The following is a 25,740-nucleotide window of genomic DNA, read 5'->3' on the forward strand; positions in this document are numbered from 1 at the left end:
AGAACTATAATATAAAGGAGAATAACATGGCTCAACAACGTCGTGGCGGATTCAAACGCCGTAAAAAAGTTGATTACATCGCAGCAAACAAGATTGAATATGTTGATTACAAAGATACTGAGCTTCTTAGCCGTTTCGTTTCAGAACGTGGGAAAATCCTTCCTCGTCGTGTAACAGGAACTTCAGCTAAAAACCAACGTAAAGTAACAACAGCTATCAAACGCGCTCGCGTAATGGCTTTGATGCCTTTCGTAAATGAAGACTAATATGAATCCCTGCTTCTAGCAGGGATTTTTGCTGTCTTGATGATAGGAAGGGCCAGTGCTATAATAGAAGAAACTATCAAGATATGGGAGGCTTGCCATGACAGAAGAACTAGCCATCAGAAAGATGCTTTTTGAGGATATTGAGGCCTTATCGAATGCTTTTATCCAGCAAGGCTGGCCTGGTCGGAGAGAGATTTAAAAAAACTACTTTCTGGAGCAAGAGGAGGGTGAACGCCAAGTTTTGGTGGCGGTTGTTGGGGAATCTTTGGCTGGTTACATTACGGTTATTCCCTTGGCAAAGCATGGACCCTTTGCTGGCCTTTATCCTGAGTTAACGGATTTTAATGTTTTTGAAAGTTTCCAAAGGCGAGGAATTGGGACAGCTTTATTGGACAAAGCTGAACAAGCAGCGCAGCATTATTCAGATGTGGTCAGCTTGGGTGTTGGGCTACATAAAGGCTATGGTCCAGCACAACGACTGTATGTGGGTCGTGGTTATATGCCAGATGGATCAGGAGTTTGGTTTCAAAATCAGCCACTCACGCCCTATGCTTCGTGCGAGAATAACGATGACTTGGTATTATACTTTTCAAAAAGAGCAAAATAAAAGAGGTCGAAAACCTCTTTTTTATGTGGCTTAGTATTTCGCTGGCCCCATGGTTGCACTCTTAATACTGAAGCGTTTCTTGAGGTAGAAACGAAGTGCTAGGGTGATCCCTCCGATGATGGCAACGACGATATTTGACAAATGTGGGTTGAGAGAGTCGGGCAATAGGCTAGAACCAACAATTGAAAGGGTCCAAAGAGCAATAGCTACTAGCATGATAAGGATAGATTTGAGCAGATGTGGACGCTGGCTACGGTCAGTGTCTGGTCCGTAAAAACGGTAAACGAAATGATAGAGGGCGTAGAAAGCGAGACCACCGACAATACTACCAAAGACAAGTGTCGTCATGCCGTAAACAGAGGGTTTAGAAGATGCCAAATTGACGATGGAAGTCAGAACGGTGAAGAAACCGAAAATGAAGAGGACGGAATCCAGCATCATCCATTTTGGATCATCATTTTGCTTGGGATGCTCGGCATCATAGCGCTCCTTAGCAGTGAGAGAAGAAGCCCAGTAAGTTGGTGCCCCATAGAGAGCACGGGCAGGGATACCCTTGGCTTGATTTTCTAAAATGTTTGGAATAATTTCCTCCAAGATTGCCTTCACTTCTTCATCGGATTTGCCATCTTTGAGGAGTTGATGAGTAGCAATGTGGAGAAATTCCTTGTTTTTCTTGGTTAGTTTGTCTAATAATACTTGTGACATGGTGGTCCTTTCTGGTGGTTAGAATAATTTTTTATGGAAGAGGTAGAGGGTCAGAGAGCCACTCAGAGCAAAGGCGATAAACATGATAATCCAGAAAGCATGGGGCTCGCCATTTAGAGGTAGTTCGTTATCTTTGAAGTTCATCCCATAGGCTGAGAAGAGCATAGTCGGGATGGACATAACAACAGTTACCAGAGCCAGTGTCTTCATGACATTGTTCTGGTTGTTGGAAATAATGGACGCAAAAGTATCTGTCATGCTGTGGAGGATGTTTCCATAAATATCAGCCATCTCAATGGCCTGCTGGGTCTCAATCAGGGTATCTTCCAGCAAATCTTCATCTTCCAAGTATTTCTTAATATTGCTGGTAGAGCTGGTCAGTTTCTTAATCACGCGCTCATTTGTCTTGAGGGAGGCTTTGAAATAGACGATGGTCTTTTCCAGCTCCATGAGCTCAATCAGTTCTTCGTTTCGAGTCGACTGGTGCAATTGGCTTTCAATCTGCTCACTCTTGCGGTCAATGGAACGCAGGGCTGTCAGATATAGCTCGGCATTGCGGTAGAGAATCTGAAAGATAAAACGTGACCGCATGAAGGTGTAAAAGTTGCGCAGTTGTCGATTGATGAAAATATCGAGCAGGGGCAATTTTTCCAAGCAAGTCGTGATGATGGCTTCTTCTGTGATGATAATACCGAGCGGAATAGTAACATAGTAAGTCTGATTATTCCGCTCCTCAGTGATGGGTACGTCTACGATGATCAGTGTGTACTCATCTTCAATGGTGACACGAGACATTTCTTCGGCATCGAGCGGTGCTCGTAGGTCAGCTATGTCAATGCCAAAGGCGTTTGCGATTTCTAAAGATTCGTTCTGGGAAGGATTGACCATATTGATCCAAGTTCCCGATTCAAGTGTATCAATTTCCTTGAACTCGGTTGTTGTTGATAAAAATACTTGTTTCATATCTCCTCCTAGAATCGTTTATAAGCACCGTCCTATTATACTACAAATTCTAGTCTTTTGGGCAAAAGTTTGCAGAAAAATTTGCTATAATAGAAGAAGTTTAAAGGTAAAGTGTGGACTAGATGCAAGATAAAATTGTGATTCATGGAGCGCGAGCTCATAATTTAAAAAATATTGATGTGGAAATTCCCCGAGACAAGCTGGTCGTGGTAACTGGTCTGTCTGGTTCGGGCAAGTCCAGTCTGGCTTTTGACACCCTTTACGCTGAGGGACAACGCCGTTACGTTGAGAGCCTATCGGCCTATGCTCGGCAGTTTTTGGGCAACATGGAAAAGCCAGATGTGGACTCGATTGATGGTCTCAGCCCGGCTATTTCCATTGACCAGAAGACGACCAGCAAAAACCCCCGCTCAACAGTGGGAACAGCTACCGAAATCAATGACTACCTGCGCCTGCTCTATGCTCGTGTCGGAACGCCTTACTGTATCAACGGCCACGGGGCTATCAAGGCTTCGTCTGTTGAGCAGATTGTCGACAAGGTTTTAGAATTGCCCGAGCGTCAGCGACTGCAGATTTTGGCGCCGGTCATCCGCAAGAAAAAGGGCCAGCATAAGACCGTTTTTGACAAGATTCAGAAGGACGGTTATGTCCGGGTGCGCGTGGATGGCGATGTCTATGATGTAACAGAAGTGCCAGAGCTTTCTAAGAGCAAGCAACATGATATTGAAGTCGTGGTGGACAGAATTGTCATAAAGGAAGGGGTGCGCAGCCGCCTCTTTGACTCGGTCGAAGCAGCTCTACGGATTGCTGAGGGTTATGTGGTGATTGATACCATGGACGGTCAAGAGCTGCTCTTTTCTGAGCACTATGCCTGCCCAGTCTGTGGCTTTACGGTGCCAGAGCTAGAGCCACGCCTCTTTTCTTTTAATGCGCCTTTTGGCTCCTGTCCGGACTGTGATGGTCTGGGGGTTAAGCTTGAGGTGGATCTAGATGTGGTTGTGCCGGATGCTGGCAAGACCTTGCGCGAAGGAGCGCTAGCGCCTTGGAATCCCATCTCCTCCAACTATTATCCGCAGATGCTGGAGCAGGCCATGGCAGCCTTTGGCATTGATATGGACAAGCCTTTTGAGGAGCTGACTGAGGAAGAAAAGCAGCTGATTTTCTTTGGCTCAGATGGGCGGGAGTTCCATTTCCACTATGAAAATGAATTTGGCGGTGTGCGTGATATTGATATTCCTTTTGAGGGGGTTGTCACCAATATCAACAGGCGCTACCATGAGACCAATAGTGATTTTACTCGGACACAGATGCGGGCTTATATGAATGAGCTGACCTGTGCAGCTTGTCAGGGCTATCGACTCAGTCCTCAGGCTCTTTCTGTCAAGGTTGGCGGCGAAGATGGCTTGCACATCGGTGAGATTTCAGACTTGTCCATTGCAGATCATTTGCTTCAGTTGGACAAGCTTCACTTGACTGACAATGAAGCTACTATTGCGCGGCCTATTCTCAAAGAAATTCATGATCGCCTGACTTTCCTCAATAACGTTGGCCTTAATTACCTGACTTTGTCTCGCTCGGCTGGGACTCTATCAGGAGGTGAGAGTCAGCGGATTCGTTTGGCGACTCAGATTGGTTCTAACTTGAGTGGCGTCCTCTATATCCTGGACGAGCCCTCTATTGGCTTGCACCAGCGTGATAATGACCGCCTGATTGCCAGCCTCAAGAAGATGCGTGATCTAGGCAATACTCTCATCGTAGTTGAGCACGATGAGGACACCATGCGGGAGGCTGACTGGCTGATTGATGTGGGACCAGGAGCCGGTGTTTTCGGTGGAGAAATCGTCGCAGCCGGTACTCCTGCACAAGTGGCTAAAAATAAGAAGTCTATTACTGGCCAATACCTGTCAGGTAAGCGCGAGATCCCAGTACCATTGGAACGTCGTGTAGGCAATGGCCGCTTTATTGAAGTGACTGGTGCTCAGGAAAATAATCTGCAGAATATCACGGCCAGATTCTCCTTGGGCAAATTCATCGCTGTGACTGGAGTTTCTGGGTCCGGTAAGTCAACGCTGGTCAATTCTATCCTTAAAAAGGCCATTGCCCAAAAACTCAACCGCAATTCTGCTAAGCCAGGTAAGTTCAAGAAAATCAGCGGCATTGAGCATGTGGATCGACTGATTGATATTGACCAAAGTCCGATTGGGCGGACACCTCGCTCTAATCCAGCCACTTATACTGGAGTCTTTGACGATATTCGCGATCTGTTTGCCAAGACCAATGAAGCCAAGATTCGCGGCTACAAGAAGGGCCGTTTCAGTTTTAACGTCAAGGGAGGCCGCTGTGAGGCCTGCTCGGGTGATGGAATTATTAAGATTGAGATGCACTTCCTGCCTGACGTCTATGTAGCCTGTGAGGTCTGCCACGGTACCCGCTATAATAGCGAGACTCTAGAAGTTCACTACAAGGAGAAGAATATCGCTCAGGTTCTGGACATGACGGTCAATGATGCGGTAGAATTCTTCCAGCACATTCCCAAGATTGCTCGCAAACTCCAGACCATCAAGGATGTGGGACTAGGCTATGTGACTCTAGGGCAGCCAGCCACAACCTTGTCGGGTGGTGAAGCCCAGCGGATGAAGCTGGCCAGCGAGCTTCACAAGCGCTCGACTGGTAAGTCCTTCTATATCTTGGATGAGCCGACGACAGGGCTTCATACAGAGGACATTGCGCGTTTGCTCAAGGTTTTAGCCCGCTTCGTGGATGATGGCAATACGGTCCTCGTTATTGAGCACAATCTGGACGTTATCAAAACGGCAGACCATATCATCGACCTAGGACCGGAAGGCGGTGTCGGTGGTGGAACGATCATTGCGACAGGTACACCAGAGGAAGTCGCAGCCAATCCAGCCAGCTATACTGGTCAGTATTTGAAAGGCAAGCTGAAATAAGATTTTTATCGTTCTAAAACACAAATCCCTCACTAGGCTAACCTAATGAGGGATTTTAACTTGCATTTATGGGTGAAGCAGGGCATTAGAACTGCTTACCTGGTGGGTTTAGAATGTTTTTTCTTTGTCACGAACGACCAGTAAGTCCACTTTCGCGTGGCGGAGGATATATTCGGATGATGAGCCGACTAGGAGGCGTTCAAAGGCATTGAGACCAGTAGCTCCGACCATAATCAAGTCAACCTTGTGTTCGTCAGGAATGTCAGTTGACAGGAGGGTTTTGGGATTGCCCAATTCAATGACGACATCAACGTATTTGACCCCAGCTTTTTGCGCCTTTTCCTTGTACTCTGTCATCAACTTTTGTGCCTCTTCTTGGAGATCTTCGTAGACCTCAGCGTCAAAGGTTGAGACGCTTTGGAGAGCCCGTGTATCAATCACATGAGCAATTGTCAAACGAGAAGCGTTTCTCAGCGCTACATTAACACCTTTTTCAAAAGCGAGTTCTGCTTCGCGAGAGCCGTCAACAGCGACCATGATATTTTCATATTTTTGTTGAGTCATAAAGCTACCTCCATCTTTTGTCGAATCCTAGATTCGAGTTTCTTATATCTTCACTTATATTGTAAACCTTTTCAGAAAAAAAGTAAAGCTGCAAATGAAATTCAGAAATCAAGTGAAATTATCATGATGGACAAGTGTATTTTCCTAAGTTATAAGCCTTATTTTAGTTGAAAGGAACTTTCTTAGATTCTTCCTAATTGTCAATCTTTTTTTCTGGTGGTATAATAAAATCATTCAGATGAATTGAGGAAAATAGGATGAAAGAATTTAATAAGTCCAGCAAACTGGAGCATGTAGCTTATGATATTCGTGGACCAGTTTTGGATGAAGCGATGCGGATGCGGGCCAACGGAGAAAAAATTCTCCGCCTGAACACGGGAAATCCAGCTGAATTTGGCTTTACCGCTCCAGACGAGGTCATTCATGATTTGATTATGAATGCGCGTGATAGTGAGGGTTACTCTGATTCTAAGGGGATTTTCTCAGCTCGTAAGGCCATTATGCAGTATTGCCAGCTCAGAAATTTCCCTAATGTTGATATTGATGATATTTATCTTGGAAATGGAGTCAGCGAGCTGATTGTTATGTCTATGCAGGGACTCTTGGATGATGGAGATGAGGTCTTAGTACCGATGCCGGACTACCCGCTCTGGACGGCTGCAGTTAGTCTGGCTGGTGGGAATGCGGTTCATTATGTCTGTGATGAGCAGGCAGAATGGTATCCAGATATTGACGACATCAAGTCAAAAATCACTTCTAACACTAAGGCTATCATTATCATCAATCCTAACAATCCAACGGGGGCACTTTATCCTAAGGAACTTTTGCTAGAGATCGTAGAAATTGCTCGCCAGAACAATCTTATTATCTTTGCGGATGAGATTTATGACCGCATGGTGATGGATGGATATGTGCATACGCCTGTGGCAAGCCTAGCTCCAGATGTTTTCTGTGTCAGCATGAATGGCCTGTCAAAATCCCACCGTATCGCTGGCTTCCGAGTTGGCTGGATGGTGCTATCTGGTCCTAAGCGGCATGTTAAAGGCTATATTGAAGGCCTCAATATGCTTTCAAATATGCGCCTGTGCTCCAATGTCTTGGCTCAACAGGTTGTGCAAACATCGCTTGGAGGTCACCAGTCGGTGGATGAATTGCTTTTGCCAGGTGGCCGTATCTATGAACAAAGAAACTTCATTTACAATGCCATTCAAGATATTCCAGGTTTGTCTGCAGTCAAACCTAAGGCGGGTCTTTACATCTTCCCGAAAATTGATCGGGAAATGTACCGGATCGATGATGATGAGCAGTTTGTCTTGGATTTCCTCAAGCAGGAAAAAGTCCTTCTTGTCCATGGACGAGGCTTTAACTGGAAGGATCCAGATCATTTCCGAATCGTTTATCTGCCTCGGGTAGATGAGCTAGCTCAGATCCAAGAAAAAATGACACGCTTCCTACGCCAATACCGCAGATAAGCATAAAATACAAGTCATAAACCGTTTAAAACAAATTCGTCTTAGAATTGTTTTAAATGGTTTTTTTGATGGAGTGATTTTTTTCGCAATCGCCAAATTCTGAATCTTTCAGAATTGTAGCGAATTTTTTTTCAATACACAATTTTCAGATAATTATTGAAAATTTCGGTCGATTATGATACAATCAAGGAGACTAAATACGAGGTAAATGTATGGCAAAACTATTAGAAAAAACAAGGAAGATTACTTCTATCTTGAAACGTTCAGAAGAGCAGCTTCAGGAGGAACTTCCTTACAATGCGATCACTCGCCAGCTTGCTGATATTATTCATTGCAATGCCTGCATCATCAACAGCAAGGGTCGTCTCTTGGGCTATTTCATGCGCTACAAGACAAATAATGATCGTGTAGAAGCCTTTTTCCAAGACAAGACATTCCCCAAAGAATATGTCCAAGAAGCAAACATGGTGTATGAGACGGAGGCTAATCTGCCTGTAACTCACGATTTAACCATTTTCCCAGTGGAAACCAAGGATGAATTTCCAGATGGTTTGACTACTATCGCACCGATTCATGTTTCAGGAATTCGCTTGGGCTCGCTGATTATCTGGCGCAATGACAAGGAATTTTTGGATGACGACCTGATTTTGGTCGAGATTGCCAGCACAGTGGTTGGTATCCAGCTGCTTAACTTCCAGCGTGAAGAGGATGAGAAAAATATCCGCCGCCGGACAGCTGTGACCATGGCAGTCAATACCCTGTCTTACTCAGAGTTAAGAGCTGTCTCAGCTATTCTGGGAGAACTCAATGGCAATGAAGGGCAACTGACGGCTTCTGTCATTGCTGACCGTATTGGGATTACCCGCTCAGTGATTGTTAATGCCTTGCGCAAGCTGGAAAGTGCGGGGATTATTGAAAGCCGCTCGCTGGGGATGAAGGGAACTTATCTGAAAGTACTGATTCCAGATGTTTTTGAGGAAATTAAAAAGAGGGACTATTAATGGCTAAAGCACTGATTTCCATTGATTATACAGTTGATTTTGTTGCAGATGAGGGCAAGTTGACCGCAGGAGCGCCGGCTCAGGCGATTTCTGAAGCCATTGCCCAAGTGACCGAGGCAGCTTTTGATCGAGGCGACTATATCTTCTTCGCGATTGATGCCCATGATGAAAATGACGCCTTTCATCCTGAAAGCAAGCTGTTTCCACCTCATAATATCAAAGGGACTAGCGGTCGCAATCTTTACGGTCCTTTGGCTGATTTTTATGACAAGCATCAAGCAGACTCTCGGGTCTTTTGGATGGATAAACGCCATTATTCTGCTTTTTCTGGCACGGATTTAGATATCCGTTTGCGGGAAAGAAAGGTAGATATGGTCATTTTGACAGGGGTCTTGACGGATATTTGCGTCTTGCATACAGCAATTGATGCCTATAATCTTGGTTATCAGATTCAGGTGGTAGAGCCTGCTGTGGCTTCTATTTCAGAGGAAAATCATAAATTTGCCCTAAACCACTTGCAAAATGTCCTAGGTTCGACTATAATAAATACAATTTAAGAGTAAAAGAGAAGCAGAGTAGGCTTGCTGACTTGCACAGAGAGTACTGATAGCTGAGAGCAGTACCAAGAGAGCAAAAACCGAAGAACATGTTTCGTAATCTTTTGTGTGATTAAGCACAAACGCCGCTCACGTTACGAGCATAGAGGCTGCCTTTTAGGGCGGCGAATAACAGTGGTACCACGGCTTTCGTCTGTTTCAGAGACGGAGGCCCTTTTCTTTTGCAAAAGAGAAAGTGGATATGCTGTAAGAAAGTTGCTAATATGCCTAAGGACAGGGCGGCTTGCAAATGGATGTGAGAGGGAAGAATATGAAAGAAATTTTTATCGGAAACTATGGTTTAGAGCAGGTTGGACAGACCATGACTGCAACTGGCTGGGTGGCCAACATCCGCAATCACGGCAAGCTAGCCTTTATTGAATTGCGGGACCGCGAAGGCTTGCTTCAGGTCTTCGTTGACGGTGAGCTTGAAGATTTTGCTAAGCTAGAAGAAATTGGCAAAGAGGATGTCATTGCAGTGACAGGGCAAGTCGTTCAGAGGGAAGAGCGTTTTGTCAACAAGGCAATCAAGTCTGGTCAGGTTGAGCTGAGAGCTGAAAAGATTGAGGTTATTGCTAGCAGCAAGGCCCTGCCTTTTGAGCTGGACCAGCATGCCCATACGGGGGAAGACCTACGTCAGAAATACCGCTACCTAGACTTGCGCCGTGAGAAGATGACACATAACCTCAAACTGCGTCACAAGGTCACCTCAACCATTCGGGAATATTTAAACGGTTTGGACTTTTTGGAAGTGGAGACGCCCTATCTGACCAAGTCAACTCCTGAAGGGGCTAGGGATTTCTTGGTGCCTAGTCGGGTCTTTAAAAATCAGTTCTACGCCTTGCCACAGAGTCCACAGATGCTCAAGCAGTTGCTGATGGGAGCTGGCCTCGAGCGCTATTATCAGATTGTTCGTTGTTTCCGTGACGAAGATTTGCGGGGCGATCGTCAGCCAGAGTTTACCCAGGTGGACCTAGAACTGAGTTTTGCCAGCGAGGAAGAAATCCGAGCTCTGGTTGAAGCTATGCTCAAGGCTGTTATCAAGAAAACTCATGGTTTAGAGCTGACAGAAGCTTTTCCAACGATCAGCTATGAAGAGGCTATGAGCCGTTTTGGCTCTGATAAGCCAGATACACGCTTTGGTTTAGAGCTAAAGAGTTTGACGGATTTGTGCCAGTCCAATGAATCGCTTCTCATCAAGAAAGCTTTGGGCAACCAAGAGGAAGTGATGGGAATCTGTGTGCCAGATGCGGCTAGTGCTTTTAGTAAGAAACAGCTGAGTCACTACTATCAGGAAATGAAGGAATTTGGCTGCAGTCGTTTCGCCAGTCTAAAGGTTGAAAATGGTCAGTTGGTTGGGGATTTGGCTAGCACCTTTGAAGCTGAAAGTCAGGAGTTACTGACACGTTTTGAGGCCAAAGATGGAGATCTCATTCTGCTAGTCATGGCCAAGAAGCGTCGTGCTCAGGAAGCTTTGGGACATCTGCGCATAGAAGTCGCAAAAACTTTGGATTTGATTGAGCCAAGCCTGCTTCATTTCCTCTGGGTTGTGGATTGGCCACTGTTGGAGTGGAATGAAGACCAAAATCGTTATCAAGCCATGCACCATCCTTTCACACAGGGCATTTTTGAAGAAGGTCAGGAGCCAGATCAATTCCGCAGTCACGCCTACGACATCGTCTTGAACGGTTATGAAATTGGTGGAGGAAGTCTACGGATTCATGATCGGAAGGCTCAGGAAGCGATGTTTGAGCTATTGGGCATGAGCCGGGAAGATTATGAGCGGGACTTTGGTTTCTTCTTAGAAGCCTTGGAGTATGGCTTCCCACCACATGGCGGCTTGGCTCTAGGCTTAGATCGCTTGGTTATGATTTTGGCTGGGGAAGAAAATATCCGCCAAGTCATTGCTTTTCCGAAAAATGGTACTGGCTTTGACCCTATGCTTGAAAGTCCGAGTTTGGTGGACCAAAGACAGCTTAAAGAACTGTATTTGGAATTGAAGAATTAGCCGGAAATATGGTAAAATGAAATGATGCGAATTCCTGAAGAAATCAGGAAGAAGTTAAAGAAAGAGGTCGCAGCTACGAGAGCTTGGTGCCTCTATCTTAGCAAAACAATGCGAGTTAAATACCTCGAAAACAAAGATCTTTCTTAGACTTATCATTTTCGACTGGTATTCAGGCTCGCCTATCTTATGAAAGGAATCAGAGATGAAGATTACTCAAGAAGAAGTAAGTCACGTTGCAAAACTGTCAAAACTGGCTTTTTCACCAGAAGAGACAGCTGAGTTTGCGACAACCTTGTCTAAAATTGTCGACATGGTCGAATTGCTCAATGAAGTGGATACGGAGGGTGTGCCTTTCACTTCCAATGTGGCAGCTAACATCAACTATATGCGAGAAGATGTGGCTCAGCCGGGCTGGAACCGAGAAGAGCTTTTCCAAAATGTACCTGAAAAAGAGCGGGGCTACATCAAAGTGCCTGCCATCCTAGATGACGGAGGAGATGCCTAATGACTTTTAATCACAAGACCATTGAAGAGTTGCATGATCTGCTGGTCAAGAAAGAAATTTCTGCAGTAGAGTTAACTCAGGCGACTTTGGCAGACATCAAAGAACGTGAAGGAGCTGTGGATAGTTTTATTACTGTCAGCGAAGAAGAAGCATTGGCTCAGGCAGCAGCTCTGGATGCTAAGGGCATTGATGCTGACAATCTCATGAGCGGAATTCCGCTGGCGGTTAAGGACAATATCTCAACCAAGGGGATTTTGACAACAGCTGCATCTAAAATGCTCTACAACTATAAACCAATTTTCGATGCGACCAGTGTAGAGAAGCTCTATGGTAAGGATATGATTATCGTTGGGAAAACCAACATGGACGAGTTTGCCATGGGGGGATCCAGCGAAAACTCTTACTTTAAGACGACTAAGAATGCTTGGGACAGTAGCAAGGTTCCTGGTGGCTCATCTGGTGGTTCAGCGACAGCTGTTGCCTCTGGTCAGGTTCGTCTGTCACTGGGTTCAGATACGGGTGGTTCTATTCGCCAGCCTGCTTCCTTTAACGGTGTAGTCGGCCTCAAGCCAACTTACGGACGGGTTTCTCGTTTTGGTCTCATTGCTTTTGGTTCTTCTTTAGATCAGATTGGGCCTTTCTCTCAGACGGTTAAGGAAAATGCCCAGCTTTTGAATGTTATTTCTGGTAATGATCCTAAGGATTCGACATCATCACAAGAAGCAGTGCCAGACTTTACTAGCAAAATTGGCCAAGACATCAAGGGTATGAAGATTGCCTTGCCTAAGGAATACATGGGTGAGGGAATTGACAGCAAGGTCAAGGAAACGATTCTGGCAGCAGCTAAGCACTTGGAAAGCCTAGGTGCGATTGTTGAAGAAGTTAGCCTGCCCCACAGCAAGTATGGAGTGGCTGTTTACTATATCATTGCTTCTTCTGAGGCTAGCTCTAACCTGCAGCGTTTTGATGGCATTCGCTATGGCTATCGTGCAGAAGGCATTGAAAATCTAGAAGATGTCTATGTCAAATCTCGCAGCGAAGGCTTTGGTGAAGAGGTGAAACGCCGCATCATGCTGGGGACATTCAGCTTGTCGTCTGGTTACTACGATGCTTACTTCAAGAAAGCTGGTCAGGTTCGGACCTTGATTATGCAAGATTTTGCTAAAGTATTTGAAAAATATGATTTGATCTTAGGCCCAACTGCACCAACTGTAGCTTATGACTTGGGCAGTCAAAACCAAGATCCAGTGGCCATGTATCTGGCTGACCTTTTGACCATTCCAGTCAATCTGGCTGGTCTGCCTGGCATTTCAATCCCAGCTGGCTTTGCAGATGGTCTTCCAGTTGGCTTGCAGCTGATTGGGAACCACTTTGATGAAGCGACCATCTATCAGGCAGCCGCAGCATTTGAATCGACGACTGACTATCACAAACAGCAGCCAGTTATCTTTGGAGGTGAAAAATAATGAACTTTGAAACAGTTATCGGACTGGAAGTCCATGTTGAATTGAAGACCAATTCAAAAATTTTCTCACCGGCTCCAGCTCACTTCGGTGAAGATCCAAATGCCAACACCAATATCATTGACTGGTCTTTCCCAGGTGTCCTGCCTGTTATGAACAAGGGTGTCATTGACTATGGTATCAAGGCTGCTCTGGCTTTGAACATGGACATTCACCAGAAGATGCACTTTGACCGCAAGAATTACTTCTATCCGGACAATCCAAAAGCCTATCAAATTTCTCAGTTTGATGAGCCGATTGGCTACAATGGCTGGATTGAGATTGAACTAGAAGATGGCACGACCAAGAAAATCCGTATCGAGCGGGCCCACTTGGAAGAAGATGCCGGAAAAAATACCCACGGCAGCGATGGCTACTCTTATGTGGACCTCAACCGTCAAGGGGTGCCGTTGATTGAGATCGTATCGGAAGCAGATATGCGCAGTCCAGAAGAAGCTTATGCCTACTTGACTGCCCTCAAGGAAATCATCCAGTACACTGGGATCTCTGATGTCAAGATGGAAGAGGGTTCCATGCGGGTCGATGCCAATATTTCTATCCGTCCTTACGGCCAGGAAGAATTTGGTACCAAGACTGAGCTGAAAAACCTTAACTCCTTCAATTTTGTTCGTAAGGGTCTAGCATTTGAGGAAAAACGTCAAGCAGAAATCCTACGCAGTGGCGGTCAAATACGTCAGGAAACCCGTCGTTATGACGAAGCGACTGGCGAAACCTTGCTCATGCGGGTCAAGGAAGGTTCGGCTGACTACCGTTACTTCCCAGAGCCTGATCTGCCTATCTTTGAGATTGAAGATGCTTGGATTGAGCAAGTACGCAGTAGCCTGCCAGCCTTTCCAAAAGAACGCCGGGCTAAGTATGTGGGCGATTACGGTCTGTCTGACTATGATGCCAAGCAGTTGACAGCGACGAAGGCTGTGTCAGACTTCTTTGAAGCAGCTGTTGCTGCAGGTGGTGACGCTAAATCTGTTTCTAACTGGCTCCAAGGAGAAGTAGCGCAATACCTCAATGCTGAAGGCAAGACTATCTCTGAGATTGAGCTGACGCCTGAGAACCTGACTGAGATGATTGCTCTGATTGCAGACGGAACGATTTCTTCTAAGATTGCCAAGAAGGTCTTTGTCCATCTGGCTAAAAACGGTGGCTCTGCTAGAGAGTATATACAGAAAGCAGGCCTGGTTCAAATCTCAGACCCTGCGCAGCTTCTGCCAATCATCCAAGAAGTATTTGCCAACAACGAAAAAGCTATCAATGACTATAAGGGTGGCAATAAGAATGCGGCTAAGTCCCTGATCGGTCAGCTCATGAAAGCAACCAAGGGTCAAGCCAACCCACAAGTAGCACAAAAACTGCTCAATGAAGAGTTGGAAAAACTATAGAAATAAGTAGAAAACCAGTCGCGAGGCTGGTTTTCACCTTTTATTTGAATGGTATTTATGGTAAAATAAATAAAAAATAAAGGAGTTCTTATGTCAGAAATTAAAGTAAAACGCGGAACAGGCTTTGTAGGGATCATTGGGAATTTTCCAATTTTAATCAATGGTCAAAAGGTTGGTACAATCCAGAATGGCGACGAGGCGGCCTTTCCTATTGAGGGAGAAGAAGCTGTTGTTCGTGTAGGAGCAGCTCCTATGAGAACCAAGCCAGTGACAGTTAAAGCAGGGCAAACCTTGCTGGTTGAAACAAATTTTACTAATTTTTCTATCTGTCTAGGAGTTTTGTTGCTCGGCTTGTTCTTTGGTGGTCTAGTGCGTGCAATTCTCTTAATTCTTTATATTGTTTTAATGTTTCTTCTGCCTTTTTACTCAGCTAGGATTGAAGAATAAACTAAAGAATTTTTGTTGATAGGCTGGATTGAAATAAAGGAGCTTTTGATGTCAAAATTTACAATTACGCGTTCTACGGGTATGGTTGGAGTAGTTCAAAATGTTGCAGTCTATCTAAATGGCGAACTTGTGGATAAACTTGCGAATGATGAAGGTAAAACGCTGACTTTTGAGGGAGACAGTGTTGAACTACAGGTTGGACAAAGTTTTATGAAATCGCATAAGATTCAGGTAAAAGATGGTCAGAAGGTACTTGTTACAGCTTCTGGAATGCGAGCTATGCTAGGAGTTATTGGCTTGATCTTAGGCTTGCCTTATTTACTTCTTGAGATAGAGGCTTAGTCGTCTTTTAGCTATGTTGAATCATAAAGAGGCTGGGACAAAAGTCCTAGCCTCTTAATTATCTTTGGATTGTCGAGCAAGACACAGTGGTTGAGTGGGCTCTACTAGGCTGATTTCATCAGCTTTTACAGCCCTACTCAACTGTGCGGAGGTGGGACGACGAAATCGAATTCTAACGAATTACCGATTTCTGTCCCACTCTCTTTTTTATGGTTTATGTTATAATGATCAAAGCTAAAAGAAAGAGGTTAGGGATGTCAAAAGTTTTAAGGGGAACTATCTATACCTTGGCTGCGGGGATTGCCTGGGGCTTATCGGGAACAAGTGGTCAATATCTGATGGAGAACGGTTTTTCGGCGCTGAGCTTGACCAATGTGCGCTTGTTGCTAGCGGGTTTAGTCTTGATGATGTTGGCTTATGCTACAAATAAAGAATCCTTTAAAAAGATTTGGAAAGATAAGAATTCTCTACTACACATTTTAATTTTTTCAATTTTAGGCTTGTTCATCAACCAATACGCCTATCTGGCGGCTATTCATGAGACAAATGCAGGAACAGCAACGGTTTTACAATATCTCTGTCCAGTGGGAGTCTTGGCTTACACTTGTGTCAAAGATAGAGTAGTTCCGACTGTGGCTCAGGTCTGCTCCATGATTTTAGCTATTGGAGGAACCTTTCTGATTGCGACCCACGGTCAGGTCAATCAGCTCTCGATGACGCCAAAAGGCTTATGTTTAGGGATTTTCTCAGCCTTTACATACGCGCTATATATTCTTTTGCCGATTGAGCTCATTAAAAAGTGGGGAAGCATGCTGGTTATCGGGATTGGCATGACCATTGCAGGTATCTTGCTCCTTCCTTTCAGCGGTATTTTCCATCATCAGTGGCAATTCCGTTTGGATATTCTTCTGGCCTTGGTTGGCATCATTGTCATCGGAACAATCTTTGCTTACACTGTCTTTTTGAAGGGAACAAGCTTGGTCGGTCCTGTCAAATCTAGCCTCCTAGCCTCGATTGAGCCAATTTCAGCCGTCTTCTTTGCCTTTGTCATTATGAATGAACGCTTTTATCTACTCGATTTCGTAGGTATGGGCATGATTTTGCTGGCTGTCCTGTTGATATCTGTCAAAGACCTAATATTGGAAAAGAAAAAAGGATTATTATAACAAGAAAGAATAACAAAGACCTAGCTCTATTCAGAGCTAGGTCTTTGTTGTTTGCTTGTTCAGTTTATTCATCGTTTTCTGAGCTGCCAAAGAAAGCTTTATAAAGGGCACGAATGGCAGCCTTTTCTTGGTTTTTATTGACAACAAACATGATGGAAACTTCACTGGAACCTTGTGACATCATTTGGATATTGATTTTATTGTCAGAAAGAGCTCTAGTCGCAGTAGCAGTCACCCCGATATGACTTTTCATTTTTTCGCCGACAATCATGATAATAGAAAGATCGTGCTCAATTTCTGCGAAGTCTACTTCCGCTTTTTGCACAAGTTGGCGCAGAATCTCTTCTTCCTTGATTGGAGTCAATTCGCGTTCACGAAGGATGATAGAAAGATCATCAATTCCTGTCGGCATATGTTCCCAACCAATGTTCAAATCTTCTAAAATCTGCAGCGCCTTGCGACCGAATCCAACTTCTCGGTTCATGAGGTACTTGGACATGTTAATACTTACAAAGCCAGAATCTCCAGCGATTCCAACAACAGGGGGATGATCCTCACTATGTTTGTGGACGATGCGTGTACCAGGGTGTTCGGGATTGTTGGTATTTTTGATGACGAGTGGAATTTTTCCGCGATAGGCTGGCAGTAGGGCTTCATCATGAAGAACCGTAAAGCCTGCATAGGCTAATTCCCGCATTTCGCGATAAGTAAGCTCAGCGATGGAGCGTGGTTTGTGAATAATCCCAGGGTGAGCAGCAAAGATGCCGTCCACATCAGTGAAGTTTTCATAGACATCAGCCTTGACACCAGCTGCAATAATCGACCCAGTAATGTCTGAGCCACCACGAGAAAAAGTACAGATCTGTCCATCTTGAGTGACACCAAAGAAGCCAGGAATCACAAGGACTTCATCGGAATGGTTCAATTCCTCCAACTTATCATAGCTCGAAGGAAGGATGCGGGCATTTCCAGGTTCGCTTGAAACCACTAGCCCAGCTTCTCTAGGATGGACGTAGCGGGCTGGAATGCCATTGTGATTAAAGTAAGCGGCGATTAGCTTGGCATTGTTGTTTTCACCTGCTGCTAGGAAGGCGTCGTAAAGAAATTCATTGTTTTCAATTGGCAGAGTAGCTAGGGAGATGATGCTCTTAGAGATTTTCTCAATAATTGCAGATTTCAGGCCTAGCTCAGAGACCATATCGGAATAGCGTTTAATAATCCAATTTTGCTCCTTGGAGACATCATTTCCTGCAATGTACTGGCGATAGTACTTAATCAGGGCATCGGTGACTTTTGTATCCTGGTCATCTCTTTTTCCTGGTGCAGAAACGACAACGAAGCGACGCTCGGCATCAGATTTTACAATATGTAAGACTTTTTCTAACTGTGAAGCAGAAGCGAGTGAACTTCCACCGAATTTAACAACTTTCATGGAGACTCCTAAACATAATTTAGGAAAATTATAACAAAATTCTGAAAATTTTGCAAATCTATCAGAAGTACTGTTTTATGTAAATTTGTTGCAAAATAAGCAAAAAACGAATATGAAATCAAATTTTCCAGTTTTTGTTTTCTTTCTTACATCTTTTATGCTAGAATAAATGTAATTTGACTATCAAATTATTTAATTATGAAATAAAACGACTGTAATTACCCAGTCTGGAATGGAGTTAGAATGACTTTTAATGGTATTCTTTATAAGGTAGTTGATGAAGTGGCGACTATTACCTTCAATCGTCCTGAAGTTTCAAATGGTTTCAATATTCCGATGTGTGAGGAGATTTTAGAAGCGATTGAGCTGGCCGCAAATGATGAGGCAGTGAAGTTTCTAGTGATCAATGCCAATGGGAAGGTCTTTTCTGTCGGTGGCGACCTAGCTGAGATGCAAAGAGCTGTCAGTGCTGACGATATTCAATCCCTGGTAAAAATTGCAGAGTTGGTCAATGATATTTCCTTTGCTATGAAACGGCTACCTAAGCCAGTTATTATGAGTGTGGATGGCCCTGTTGCTGGTGCAGCTGCCAATATGGTCGTGGCTGCAGATTTCTGTATTGCAACGGAAAAATCTCGCTTCATTCAGGCTTTTGTGGGAGTGGGCTTAGCGCCAGATGCCGGTGGACTTTATCTTCTGACTCGGGCAATTGGTGTGACTCGGGCGACCCATTTGGTCATGACGGGAGAGGCCCTGACAGCAGAGAAGGCTCTGGATTATGGTTTGCTCTATAAAGTTTGTGAAGCAGAAAAACTGGAAAAAACAACGGAACAGTTGCTGAAGAAGCTAAAACGCGGTTCGCTGAATTCTTACAGAGCTATGAAAGAAATGGTCTGGAAGAGCCTGTTCAGCGGTTGGAAAGAATATGCGGAGTTGGAGCTATCTTTACAGAAGTCTCTTGCTTTCACTGAGGACTTCAAAGAAGGTGTCCAAGCTTATACTGAGAAGCGTCGTCCACAATTTATAGGTAAGTAAGGATTTGCAGGATAAGAAAATTGTTTGAAAATCAAATAAATTTTCAAAAGGACTTGCAAATTATTTTGAGATCTGATAAAATTTGAATGTCAAAGTATTTATGAAGGAGGTGTTGGTTTGAATTATCAATTAGTCAATGATTATTTAACATCTATTTTTAATAATGTTTTGGTTATTGAAGAGTCCAGCCTCCGAGGCAGTCAATTTAAAGATGTCTCGATTAAAGAAATGCACACTATTGATGTTATTGGTACCATGCCTAATGCGACTCCAAGCGATATTTCAAAGGAATTGTTAGTCACTTTGGGGACTGTCACAACCAGCTTGAATAACTTGGAGCGTAAAGGGTATATCGAGCGTCGCCGTTCATCCATTGACCGTCGTGTAGTTCATCTGAGTTTGACTAAGAAGGGGAGGCTCTTGTATCGCCTTCATAAACGATTCCACAATCGCATGGTCATGCAAGTAGTGGAAGGAATGTCCTCAGAAGAAAAAAATGCAATGCAAAAAGGTTTGCAGAACTTGTATAATTTTTTAGAGGAGTTGAAATAATGAACTATGCAAGAATTACTCAAGTAGCTCATTATGCTCCAGAGCAGATTGTCACAAATGATGATCTGGCTAAGATGATGGATACAAGTGATGAATGGATCTCCAGCCGCACGGGTATCAAACAGCGACATTTATCTCGGACTGAGTCAACAAGTGACTTGGCTACAAGGGTTGCTGAGCAATTGCTAGAAAAGGCCCAGCTGTCTGCTGATCAGCTTGATTTTATCATTGTTGCGACGATCACTCCGGATTCTATGATGCCGTCAACTGCAGCTAGAGTGCAGGCCAATATTGGAGCTACCAAGGCTTTTGCTTTTGACTTGACGGCAGCATGCAGTGGCTTTATCTTTGCCTTATCAACTGGAGAAAAGTTCATTTCCTCTGGTCGCTATCAAAGAGGTTTGGTCATCGGTAGCGAAACGCTATCAAAGGTCGTTGATTGGTCGGATCGTGCGACGTCAGTCTTATTTGGCGATGGGGCTGGGGGAGTCTTGCTTGAAGCGGCAGAAAAGCAGCATTTTTGGGCTGAAAGTCAGTTTACTGATGGCTTGAGAGGTCAGAGTTTGACCTGTGGTGGACTTGGTTTGTTCTCTCCGTTTTCGGAAAAGCAAGTTGATGATCGCTATTTGAAAATGGAAGGCCGAGCAATCTTTGATTTCGCCATTCGTGATGTGGCACAGTCTATCAAAAATACCATTGAAGAGAGTCCATTTTCAGTGGAGGAGCTTGATTATCTGCTCTTGCATCAGGCCAATATCCGAATTTTAGATAAAATGGCTAAGAAACTCGGAGTTTCTCGGGAAAAACTACCTGCTAATATGATGGAATATGGCAATACTAGTGCAGCTAGCATCCCGATTTTATTATCTGAGTGTGTCCAACAGGACTTGATTAAGCTGAACGGAGACCAGACAGTTTTGTTGTCAGGTTTCGGTGGAGGTTTGACATGGGGCACGCTTATTGTTACAATTTAGTTAATCATGTGGAAACACATAGATAAAAAATATATTTTTTAAAGGAGTCTATCCATGGCAGTATTTGAAAAAGTACAAGAAATTATCGTTGAGGAACTTGGTAAAGAGCCATCAGAAGTTACACTTGAGTCAACTTTCGATGATCTTGAAGCAGATTCATTGGATTTGTTCCAAGTAATTTCAGAAATCGAAGATGCATTTGACATCCAAATCGAAACTGAAGAAGGCTTGAAAACAGTTGGTGACTTGGTTGCCTACGTAGAAGAAAAAACAAAATAATAAAGATTTGAGAGTATCGCAAGATATTCTCTCTTGTTTAGGTAATAGTTTGAATTTCAAAGTAAAAAGACTGCTATCTAGCGGTTTGGGCTCAAGCTATTACTTAAGCAATGATTATGAGGAAGGTATTATGCAAACACGAATTACAGAATTATTAGATATTAAATATCCTATTTTCCAAGGTGGTATGGCCTGGGTCGCAGATGGTGATTTGGCTGGTGCTGTTTCAAAGGCTGGTGGTCTTGGGATCATCGGTGGCGGAAATGCGCCTAAGGAAGTGGTGAAAGCTAATATTAACAAGATTAAGTCTTTGACGGATCGTCCTTTCGGCGTCAATATCATGCTTTTGTCGCCTTTTGTAGATGACATCGTGGATTTGGTGATCGAAGAGGGTGTAAAAGTGGTGACGACTGGTGCGGGCAATCCAAGTAAGTACATGGCTCGTTTCCATGAAGCAGGTATTACGGTGATTCCTGTTGTACCAAGTGTGGCTTTGGCTAAACGGATGGAAAAAATTGGAGCGGATGCCGTCATTGCTGAAGGAATGGAAGCTGGTGGTCACATCGGTAAGTTAACAACGATGACCTTGGTCCGTCAGGTTGTAGAAGCAGTTAACATTCCAGTTATTGCGGCTGGTGGTATTGCGGATGGATCTGGTGCTGCGGCTGGCTTTATGTTAGGAGCAGAAGCGGTTCAGGTCGGTACACGCTTCGTTGTGGCTAAAGAATCCAATGCCCATCAAAATTATAAAGATATGATCTTGAAAGCTCGTGATATCGATACGACAATTTCTGCTCAGCACTTCGGTCATGCGGTTCGTGCGCTCAAGAATAAGCTGACTCGCGATTTTGAAAAGGCTGAAAAAGAAGCATTCAAGCAAGAAAATCCAGACTTGACTGTTTTTGAAAATCTGGGTGCTGGTGCTCTGGCCAATGCAGTTGTCCGTGGCGATGTGGAAAATGGTTCCGTCATGTCTGGTCAGATTGCCGGCTTGGTCAGCAAGGAAGAAACAGTCGAAGAAATCCTCAAGGATATCTATTATGGCGCTGCTGAGAAGATTCAGCAAGAAGCAAAACGTTGGGCAGGAGTAACTAGAAATGACTAAGACAGCCTTTCTATTTGCTGGTCAGGGAGCCCAATATCTGGGAATGGCTCGTGACCTCTATGAGCAGTATGATGTGGTTAAGGCGACTTTTGAGGAAGCTAGTCAGGTCCTGGGCTATGATGTTCGGGCATTGATTGACCAAGATGAAGAAAAACTCAACCAAACTCGCTATACTCAACCAGCAATTTTGACAACTTCTCTTGCTATTTATCGCCTGTTGGTAGAAAAAGGAATCCGTCCTGATATGGTGGCTGGCCTCTCTCTAGGTGAATACTCTGCCTTGGTAGCTGCTGGTGCGCTGGACTTCAAAACAGCGGTAGCTCTAGTCGCTAAACGCGGAGCTTTCATGGAGGAAGCAGCTCCTGCTGGCTCTGGAAAGATGGTTGCGGTCCTAAATGCGGACGTGGCTCTTATCGAGGAAGCCTGTCAGACAGCTAGTCAGCTAGGAGTGGTCTCTCCTGCCAATTACAACACTCCAGGTCAAATCGTCATTGGGGGAGATGTGGCAGCGGTGGATAAAGCGGTAGAACTCCTCAAGGAAGCAGGTGTGAAACGCTTGATTCCGCTGAATGTTTCAGGTCCTTTCCATACAGCACTCTTGAAACCAGCCAGTGAGCAATTAGCTCAGGTTTTGGCTGAAACAGAATTTGCTGATTTTCAACTTCCGCTAGTGGGCAATACAGAGGCGGATATCATGGAAGCCGATAGAATTGAGGAATTGTTAACTCGTCAGGTCATGGAACCGGTTCGTTTCTACGATAGTATCGCTAAAATGCAGGAAGCTGGTGTGACTGAGTTTATCGAGATTGGTCCAGGGAAAGTATTGTCTGGCTTTATGAAGAAAATTGATAAATCAGCAGTTGTTTATTCTGTTGAAAGTGTGGAGACTTTGACAGCCCTGCTGGAAAAATAATGGGGAATACCAATGGAATTAAAGAATAAAAATGTTTTTATTACAGGCTCTAGCCGTGGGATTGGTCTGGCTATTGCCCATAAGTTTGCAAGTGCAGGTGCCAATATTGTCTTGAACGGTCGCGGACAAATTTCAGACGAAGTTTTGGCTGAGTTTGCTGGCTATCCGGTCAAGGTCGTGGCTATTTCAGGCGACGTATCTGATGGCGCTGATGCTAAGCGAATGATTGAAGAGGCGATTGCAGCTTTGGGCTCTGTAGATGTCTTGGTCAATAATGCTGGAATTACCCGCGATAAGATTATGCTCAAGATGACAGAGGAAGACTTTGAGCAAGTGCTGAAGGTCAATCTGACTGGAGCCTTTAATATGACGCAAGCTGTATTGAAACCAATGACCAAGGCTCGTCAGGGAGCAATCATTAACTTATCAAGTGTTGTCGGCTTGACTGGTAATGTCGGCCAGGCCAACTATGCAGCCTCTAAAGCTGGCTTAATTGGATTTTCTAAGTCGGTTGCTCGTGAGGTAGCTGGGCGCAATATCCGTGTCAATGTGATTGCCCCAGGCTTTATCGAATCGGATATGACAGACGGGCTTTCTGAAAAAATCAAAGATGCTTCTCTGGCTCAAATCCCAATGAAGCGGTTCGGAAATACCGAAGAAGTGGCGGATGTTGCCCTATTCTTAGCAGGTCAGGAATACCTTACTGGTCAGGTCATCGCGATTGATGGCGGACTGACAATGCAGTAATTACATGCATTTGGATTTGACAGTTTACCAATTATCATAAAGGAGTTCACTATGAAACTAAATCGAGTTGTTGTGACAGGTTATGGCTTAACCTCTCCCATCGGAAATACACCAGAAGAATTTTGGAATAGTTTGAAAGAAGGTAAGATTGGGATTGCTCCCATCACCAAGTTTGATCATAGCGATTTTGCTGTTCATAATGCGGCTGAAGTCCAAGACTTTCCATTTGATAAATACTTTATCAAGAAAGATACCAATCGTTTTGACAATTATTCTTTGTATGCCTTGTATGCAGCTCAAGAAGCGGTAACAAATGCCAATCTTGATGTAGAAGCAATCGATAAAGACCGCTTTGGTGTCATCGTGGCTTCTGGTATCGGTGGTATCAAGGAAATCGAAGATCAAGTTATCCGTTTGCATGAAAAAGGTCCAAAACGCGTTAAGCCAATGACTCTTCCAAAAGCTTTGCCAAATATGGCTTCAGGAAATGTTGCTATGCGCTTTGGTGCAAATGGTATCTGTAAATCAATCAATACAGCTTGTGCCTCATCAAATGATGCGATTGGGGATGCCTTCCGCTCTATCAAGTTTGGTTTCCAAGATGTCATGTTGGTGGGTGGATCAGAAGCCTCTATCACTCCATTTGCCATTGCTGGTTTCCAAGCTTTGACTGCCCTATCAACTACAGAAGATCCAACTCGTGCTTCTATTCCATTTGATAAAGACCGTAATGGCTTTGTCATGGGAGAAGGTTCTGGTATGTTGGTGCTTGAAAGTTTGGAACACGCTGAAAAACGTGGAGCGACTATCCTGGCTGAAGTAGTTGGCTACGGTAATACCTGTGATGCTTACCACATGACTTCACCTCATCCAGAAGGTCAAGGTGCCATCAAGGCAATTAAATTGGCTTTGGAAGAAGCAGAAATTTCTCCAGAGCAAGTAGCTTATGTCAATGCCCACGGTACTTCAACTCCTGCTAATGAAAAAGGAGAAAGTGGAGCTATCGTAGCTGTTCTTGGTAAAGAAGTACCTGTATCTTCAACCAAGTCCTTTACAGGACACTTGCTTGGAGCTGCAGGAGCGGTAGAAGCAATCGCTACAATCGAAGCAATGCGCCATAACTTTGTACCAAAAACAGCTGGAACAAGTGAATTGTCAGATTATATTGAAGCGAACGTCGTTTATGGACAGGGCTTAGAGCAGGAAATTCCTTATGCGATTTCCAATACATTTGGTTTTGGCGGTCACAATGCTGTTCTGGCATTCAAGCGTTGGGAGGGCTAGATGAATATCAATGAAATTAAAGACTTGATGGCTCAGTTTGACCAATCAAGCCTGCGTGAATTTTCTTATAAAAATCAAAGTGATGAATTGACTTTCAGCAAGAATGAAAGTTCTGCCGCAGTCGCAACAACTCCAGCAGCCAGTGCAGCTCCAATTGTAGCTCCTGTGCAGCCAGCAAGTGCACCTGTAGCTGATACGGTTTCCCAAGCAGCTCCAACTGCAGCACCTGAGGTGGCTCTAGAGGCTCCGGCCCCTGCTGCTGAAGGTGATGTTGTGGAAAGTCCCTTGGTTGGCGTGGCTTACTTGGCCGCAGGTCCAGATAAACCAGCTTTTGTCAGTGTAGGAGACCAAGTTAAAAAAGGTCAAACCCTGATGATTATTGAAGCCATGAAGGTCATGAATGAAGTGCCAGCGCCGAAAGATGGTCTGATTACAGAAATTCTGGTTCAGAATGAAGAAATGGTTGAGTTTGGGAAAGGGCTGGTACGCATCAAATGATTGATATCAATGCAATAAAAGAGGCGCTTCCGCACCGCTATCCTATGTTGTTGGTGGACCGTGTATTGGAAGTCAGCGAAGATGAGATTGTCGCTTTGAAAAATGTGACGATCAACGAGCCATTCTTTAACGGACATTTCCCTCAGTATCCAGTTATGCCGGGTGTCTTAATCATGGAAGCACTGGCTCAAACGGCTGGTGTGCTGGAATTGTCTAAAGAAGAAAACAAGGGCAAGCTGGTCTTCTATGCTGGCATGGACAAGGTCAAGTTCAAAAAGCAAGTTGTGCCAGGTGATCAGCTGATTATGACGGCCAAGTTTGTCAAGCGTCGTGGCACTATTGCAGTGGTAGAGGCCAAGGGCGAAGTTGACGGTAAACTTGCAGCCAGCGGAACCTTGACCTTTGCGATTGGTCAATAAGAAAGAGGAGATT

The 25,740-nt window shown here is 44.4% G+C and carries 26 protein-coding genes and 1 pseudogene; 23 read left to right on the forward strand and 4 right to left on the reverse strand.

Going from position 1 to position 25,740, the window contains the following annotated elements; translation table 11 throughout:
* The first annotated feature begins 26 nt into the window (after positions 1-26).
* Both rpsR and D8790_RS01305 read left to right on the forward strand, forming a co-directional pair.
* Positions 27-266: a 30S ribosomal protein S18 gene (gene rpsR, locus D8790_RS01300; protein ID WP_000068664.1), complete on the forward strand. Its 240-nt coding sequence runs from the start codon at positions 27-29 to the stop codon at positions 264-266.
* A 97-nt stretch (positions 267-363) separates the two neighbouring features.
* A pseudogene (locus D8790_RS01305) lies at positions 364-873 on the forward strand (GNAT family N-acetyltransferase).
* Between the two features lie 30 nt (positions 874-903).
* Here the strand turns inward: D8790_RS01305 and D8790_RS01310 are convergent.
* The gene (locus D8790_RS01310) at positions 904-1,578 is read right to left on the reverse strand and encodes a DUF1129 domain-containing protein (protein ID WP_125387302.1); all 675 of its coding nucleotides are present in this window, start codon (positions 1,576-1,578) and stop codon (positions 904-906) included.
* Positions 1,579-1,596: 18 nt separating this feature from the next.
* Entirely contained in the window at positions 1,597-2,541 is a 945-nt protein-coding gene (locus D8790_RS01315; RefSeq protein ID WP_125387303.1) for a magnesium transporter CorA family protein, read from the reverse strand.
* Between the two features lie 122 nt (positions 2,542-2,663).
* Here D8790_RS01315 and uvrA point away from each other — a divergent pair, with 122 nt between their 5' ends.
* Entirely contained in the window at positions 2,664-5,489 is a 2,826-nt protein-coding gene (gene uvrA, locus D8790_RS01320) for an excinuclease ABC subunit UvrA (RefSeq protein WP_125387304.1), read from the forward strand.
* A 108-nt stretch (positions 5,490-5,597) separates the two neighbouring features.
* On the opposite strand, the gene D8790_RS01325 is transcribed toward uvrA, so the two are convergent.
* Complete coding sequence (locus tag D8790_RS01325) at positions 5,598-6,053, reverse strand: universal stress protein (protein ID WP_005591690.1); 456 nt, start codon at positions 6,051-6,053, stop codon at positions 5,598-5,600.
* A 257-nt stretch (positions 6,054-6,310) separates the two neighbouring features.
* Between D8790_RS01325 and D8790_RS01330 the strand changes: the two genes are divergently transcribed.
* The 10 genes from D8790_RS01330 (at position 6,311) to D8790_RS01380 (ending at position 16,489) form a co-directional block, all read left to right on the forward strand.
* Positions 6,311-7,525, forward strand: coding sequence for a pyridoxal phosphate-dependent aminotransferase (locus tag D8790_RS01330; RefSeq protein ID WP_125387305.1), 1,215 nt, complete (start codon positions 6,311-6,313; stop codon positions 7,523-7,525).
* A 212-nt stretch (positions 7,526-7,737) separates the two neighbouring features.
* Positions 7,738-8,526 (forward strand): GTP-sensing pleiotropic transcriptional regulator CodY, encoded by a 789-nt coding sequence (gene codY / locus D8790_RS01335; protein ID WP_005591692.1) that lies wholly within the window; start codon positions 7,738-7,740, stop codon positions 8,524-8,526.
* Entirely contained in the window at positions 8,526-9,083 is a 558-nt protein-coding gene (locus D8790_RS01340) for a cysteine hydrolase family protein (RefSeq protein WP_125387306.1), read from the forward strand. The genes codY and D8790_RS01340 overlap by 1 nt, the downstream gene beginning before the upstream one ends.
* 310 nt (positions 9,084-9,393) lie before the next feature.
* Positions 9,394-11,130: an aspartate--tRNA ligase gene (gene aspS, locus D8790_RS01345; RefSeq protein ID WP_125387307.1), complete on the forward strand. Its 1,737-nt coding sequence runs from the start codon at positions 9,394-9,396 to the stop codon at positions 11,128-11,130.
* A 202-nt stretch (positions 11,131-11,332) separates the two neighbouring features.
* Positions 11,333-11,635 (forward strand): Asp-tRNA(Asn)/Glu-tRNA(Gln) amidotransferase subunit GatC, encoded by a 303-nt coding sequence (gene gatC / locus D8790_RS01350; protein WP_005591696.1) that lies wholly within the window; start codon positions 11,333-11,335, stop codon positions 11,633-11,635.
* A complete protein-coding gene (gatA, locus tag D8790_RS01355; protein ID WP_045500592.1) occupies positions 11,635-13,101 on the forward strand; it encodes an Asp-tRNA(Asn)/Glu-tRNA(Gln) amidotransferase subunit GatA in 1,467 nt (488 codons plus the stop codon). The genes gatC and gatA overlap by 1 nt, the downstream gene beginning before the upstream one ends.
* The gene (gene gatB, locus D8790_RS01360; protein WP_125387308.1) at positions 13,101-14,534 is read left to right on the forward strand and encodes an Asp-tRNA(Asn)/Glu-tRNA(Gln) amidotransferase subunit GatB; all 1,434 of its coding nucleotides are present in this window, start codon (positions 13,101-13,103) and stop codon (positions 14,532-14,534) included. The genes gatA and gatB overlap by 1 nt, the downstream gene beginning before the upstream one ends.
* A 90-nt stretch (positions 14,535-14,624) precedes the next feature.
* Entirely contained in the window at positions 14,625-14,981 is a 357-nt protein-coding gene (locus tag D8790_RS01365; protein WP_048763482.1) for a hypothetical protein, read from the forward strand.
* Between the two features lie 48 nt (positions 14,982-15,029).
* On the forward strand, positions 15,030-15,323 hold the full coding sequence (locus D8790_RS01370) for a hypothetical protein (RefSeq protein WP_015605774.1): 294 nt from the start codon (positions 15,030-15,032) through the stop codon (positions 15,321-15,323).
* 254 nt (positions 15,324-15,577) lie between these two features.
* A complete protein-coding gene (locus D8790_RS01380) occupies positions 15,578-16,489 on the forward strand; it encodes a DMT family transporter (RefSeq protein WP_125387309.1) in 912 nt (303 codons plus the stop codon).
* Between the two features lie 64 nt (positions 16,490-16,553).
* Here the strand turns inward: D8790_RS01380 and D8790_RS01385 are convergent, their stop codons facing one another.
* Complete coding sequence (locus D8790_RS01385) at positions 16,554-17,921, reverse strand: aspartate kinase (RefSeq protein WP_125387310.1); 1,368 nt, start codon at positions 17,919-17,921, stop codon at positions 16,554-16,556.
* A gap of 243 nt (positions 17,922-18,164) precedes the next feature.
* On the opposite strand from D8790_RS01385, the gene fabM reads away from it, so the two are divergent.
* The 10 genes from fabM to fabZ all read left to right on the forward strand — a co-directional run bounded on the left by fabM (position 18,165) and on the right by fabZ (position 25,727).
* The gene (gene fabM / locus D8790_RS01390; protein ID WP_125387311.1) at positions 18,165-18,956 is read left to right on the forward strand and encodes a trans-2-decenoyl-ACP isomerase; all 792 of its coding nucleotides are present in this window, start codon (positions 18,165-18,167) and stop codon (positions 18,954-18,956) included.
* Positions 18,957-19,073: 117 nt separating this feature from the next.
* Positions 19,074-19,508, forward strand: coding sequence for a fatty acid biosynthesis transcriptional regulator FabT (gene fabT / locus D8790_RS01395; protein ID WP_045500607.1), 435 nt, complete (start codon positions 19,074-19,076; stop codon positions 19,506-19,508).
* Positions 19,508-20,482 carry a beta-ketoacyl-ACP synthase III gene (locus D8790_RS01400; RefSeq protein WP_125387312.1) on the forward strand — a complete coding sequence of 325 codons (975 nt, stop codon included), beginning with the start codon at positions 19,508-19,510 and terminating at the stop codon, positions 20,480-20,482. The genes fabT and D8790_RS01400 overlap by 1 nt, the downstream gene beginning before the upstream one ends.
* A gap of 54 nt (positions 20,483-20,536) precedes the next feature.
* Positions 20,537-20,761 (forward strand): acyl carrier protein, encoded by a 225-nt coding sequence (locus D8790_RS01405; RefSeq protein WP_005591706.1) that lies wholly within the window; start codon positions 20,537-20,539, stop codon positions 20,759-20,761.
* 130 nt (positions 20,762-20,891) lie between these two features.
* Complete coding sequence (gene fabK, locus D8790_RS01410) at positions 20,892-21,866, forward strand: enoyl-[acyl-carrier-protein] reductase FabK (protein WP_125387313.1); 975 nt, start codon at positions 20,892-20,894, stop codon at positions 21,864-21,866.
* Positions 21,859-22,779, forward strand: a complete 921-nt coding sequence (gene fabD / locus D8790_RS01415; protein ID WP_125387314.1) for an ACP S-malonyltransferase — start codon at positions 21,859-21,861, stop codon at positions 22,777-22,779. Before fabK ends, fabD begins: the two co-directional genes overlap by 8 nt.
* A 12-nt stretch (positions 22,780-22,791) precedes the next feature.
* Entirely contained in the window at positions 22,792-23,526 is a 735-nt protein-coding gene (gene fabG, locus D8790_RS01420) for a 3-oxoacyl-[acyl-carrier-protein] reductase (RefSeq protein WP_125387315.1), read from the forward strand.
* 51 nt (positions 23,527-23,577) lie between these two features.
* Positions 23,578-24,810 (forward strand): beta-ketoacyl-ACP synthase II, encoded by a 1,233-nt coding sequence (gene fabF / locus D8790_RS01425; protein ID WP_125387316.1) that lies wholly within the window; start codon positions 23,578-23,580, stop codon positions 24,808-24,810.
* Positions 24,811-25,308, forward strand: coding sequence for an acetyl-CoA carboxylase biotin carboxyl carrier protein (gene accB, locus D8790_RS01430; RefSeq protein ID WP_125387317.1), 498 nt, complete (start codon positions 24,811-24,813; stop codon positions 25,306-25,308).
* Positions 25,305-25,727: a 3-hydroxyacyl-ACP dehydratase FabZ gene (gene fabZ, locus D8790_RS01435; RefSeq protein WP_125387318.1), complete on the forward strand. Its 423-nt coding sequence runs from the start codon at positions 25,305-25,307 to the stop codon at positions 25,725-25,727. Before accB ends, fabZ begins: the two co-directional genes overlap by 4 nt.
* Positions 25,728-25,740: the final 13 nt, after the last annotated feature.

Origin of the sequence: Streptococcus cristatus (assembly GCF_003943535.1) — a bacterium.
GTDB lineage: Bacteria > Bacillota > Bacilli > Lactobacillales > Streptococcaceae > Streptococcus > Streptococcus cristatus_L.

Bases quoted from the DNA above. Each gene is read 5' to 3' on its own strand.
- D8790_RS01340 (WP_125387306.1), top strand. From the start codon at position 8,526: ATGGCTAAAGCACTGATTTCCATTGATTATACAGTTGATTTTGTTGCA.
- codY (WP_005591692.1), top strand. From the start codon at position 7,738: ATGGCAAAACTATTAGAAAAAACAAGGAAGATTACTTCTATCTTGAAA.
- fabM (WP_125387311.1), top strand. From the start codon at position 18,165: ATGACTTTTAATGGTATTCTTTATAAGGTAGTTGATGAAGTGGCGACT.
- D8790_RS01365 (WP_048763482.1), top strand. From the start codon at position 14,625: ATGTCAGAAATTAAAGTAAAACGCGGAACAGGCTTTGTAGGGATCATT.
- D8790_RS01385 (WP_125387310.1), bottom strand. From the start codon at position 17,921: ATGAAAGTTGTTAAATTCGGTGGAAGTTCACTCGCTTCTGCTTCACAG.
- fabZ (WP_125387318.1), top strand. From the start codon at position 25,305: ATGATTGATATCAATGCAATAAAAGAGGCGCTTCCGCACCGCTATCCT.
- D8790_RS01315 (WP_125387303.1), bottom strand. From the start codon at position 2,541: ATGAAACAAGTATTTTTATCAACAACAACCGAGTTCAAGGAAATTGAT.
- fabF (WP_125387316.1), top strand. From the start codon at position 23,578: ATGAAACTAAATCGAGTTGTTGTGACAGGTTATGGCTTAACCTCTCCC.
- D8790_RS01330 (WP_125387305.1), top strand. From the start codon at position 6,311: ATGAAAGAATTTAATAAGTCCAGCAAACTGGAGCATGTAGCTTATGAT.
- D8790_RS01370 (WP_015605774.1), top strand. From the start codon at position 15,030: ATGTCAAAATTTACAATTACGCGTTCTACGGGTATGGTTGGAGTAGTT.
- D8790_RS01310 (WP_125387302.1), bottom strand. From the start codon at position 1,578: ATGTCACAAGTATTATTAGACAAACTAACCAAGAAAAACAAGGAATTT.
- gatA (WP_045500592.1), top strand. From the start codon at position 11,635: ATGACTTTTAATCACAAGACCATTGAAGAGTTGCATGATCTGCTGGTC.
- aspS (WP_125387307.1), top strand. From the start codon at position 9,394: ATGAAAGAAATTTTTATCGGAAACTATGGTTTAGAGCAGGTTGGACAG.
- D8790_RS01325 (WP_005591690.1), bottom strand. From the start codon at position 6,053: ATGACTCAACAAAAATATGAAAATATCATGGTCGCTGTTGACGGCTCT.
- fabG (WP_125387315.1), top strand. From the start codon at position 22,792: ATGGAATTAAAGAATAAAAATGTTTTTATTACAGGCTCTAGCCGTGGG.
- gatC (WP_005591696.1), top strand. From the start codon at position 11,333: ATGAAGATTACTCAAGAAGAAGTAAGTCACGTTGCAAAACTGTCAAAA.
- uvrA (WP_125387304.1), top strand. From the start codon at position 2,664: ATGCAAGATAAAATTGTGATTCATGGAGCGCGAGCTCATAATTTAAAA.
- fabD (WP_125387314.1), top strand. From the start codon at position 21,859: ATGACTAAGACAGCCTTTCTATTTGCTGGTCAGGGAGCCCAATATCTG.
- rpsR (WP_000068664.1), top strand. From the start codon at position 27: ATGGCTCAACAACGTCGTGGCGGATTCAAACGCCGTAAAAAAGTTGAT.
- fabK (WP_125387313.1), top strand. From the start codon at position 20,892: ATGCAAACACGAATTACAGAATTATTAGATATTAAATATCCTATTTTC.
- D8790_RS01400 (WP_125387312.1), top strand. From the start codon at position 19,508: ATGAACTATGCAAGAATTACTCAAGTAGCTCATTATGCTCCAGAGCAG.
- D8790_RS01380 (WP_125387309.1), top strand. From the start codon at position 15,578: ATGTCAAAAGTTTTAAGGGGAACTATCTATACCTTGGCTGCGGGGATT.
- D8790_RS01405 (WP_005591706.1), top strand. From the start codon at position 20,537: ATGGCAGTATTTGAAAAAGTACAAGAAATTATCGTTGAGGAACTTGGT.
- gatB (WP_125387308.1), top strand. From the start codon at position 13,101: ATGAACTTTGAAACAGTTATCGGACTGGAAGTCCATGTTGAATTGAAG.
- accB (WP_125387317.1), top strand. From the start codon at position 24,811: ATGAATATCAATGAAATTAAAGACTTGATGGCTCAGTTTGACCAATCA.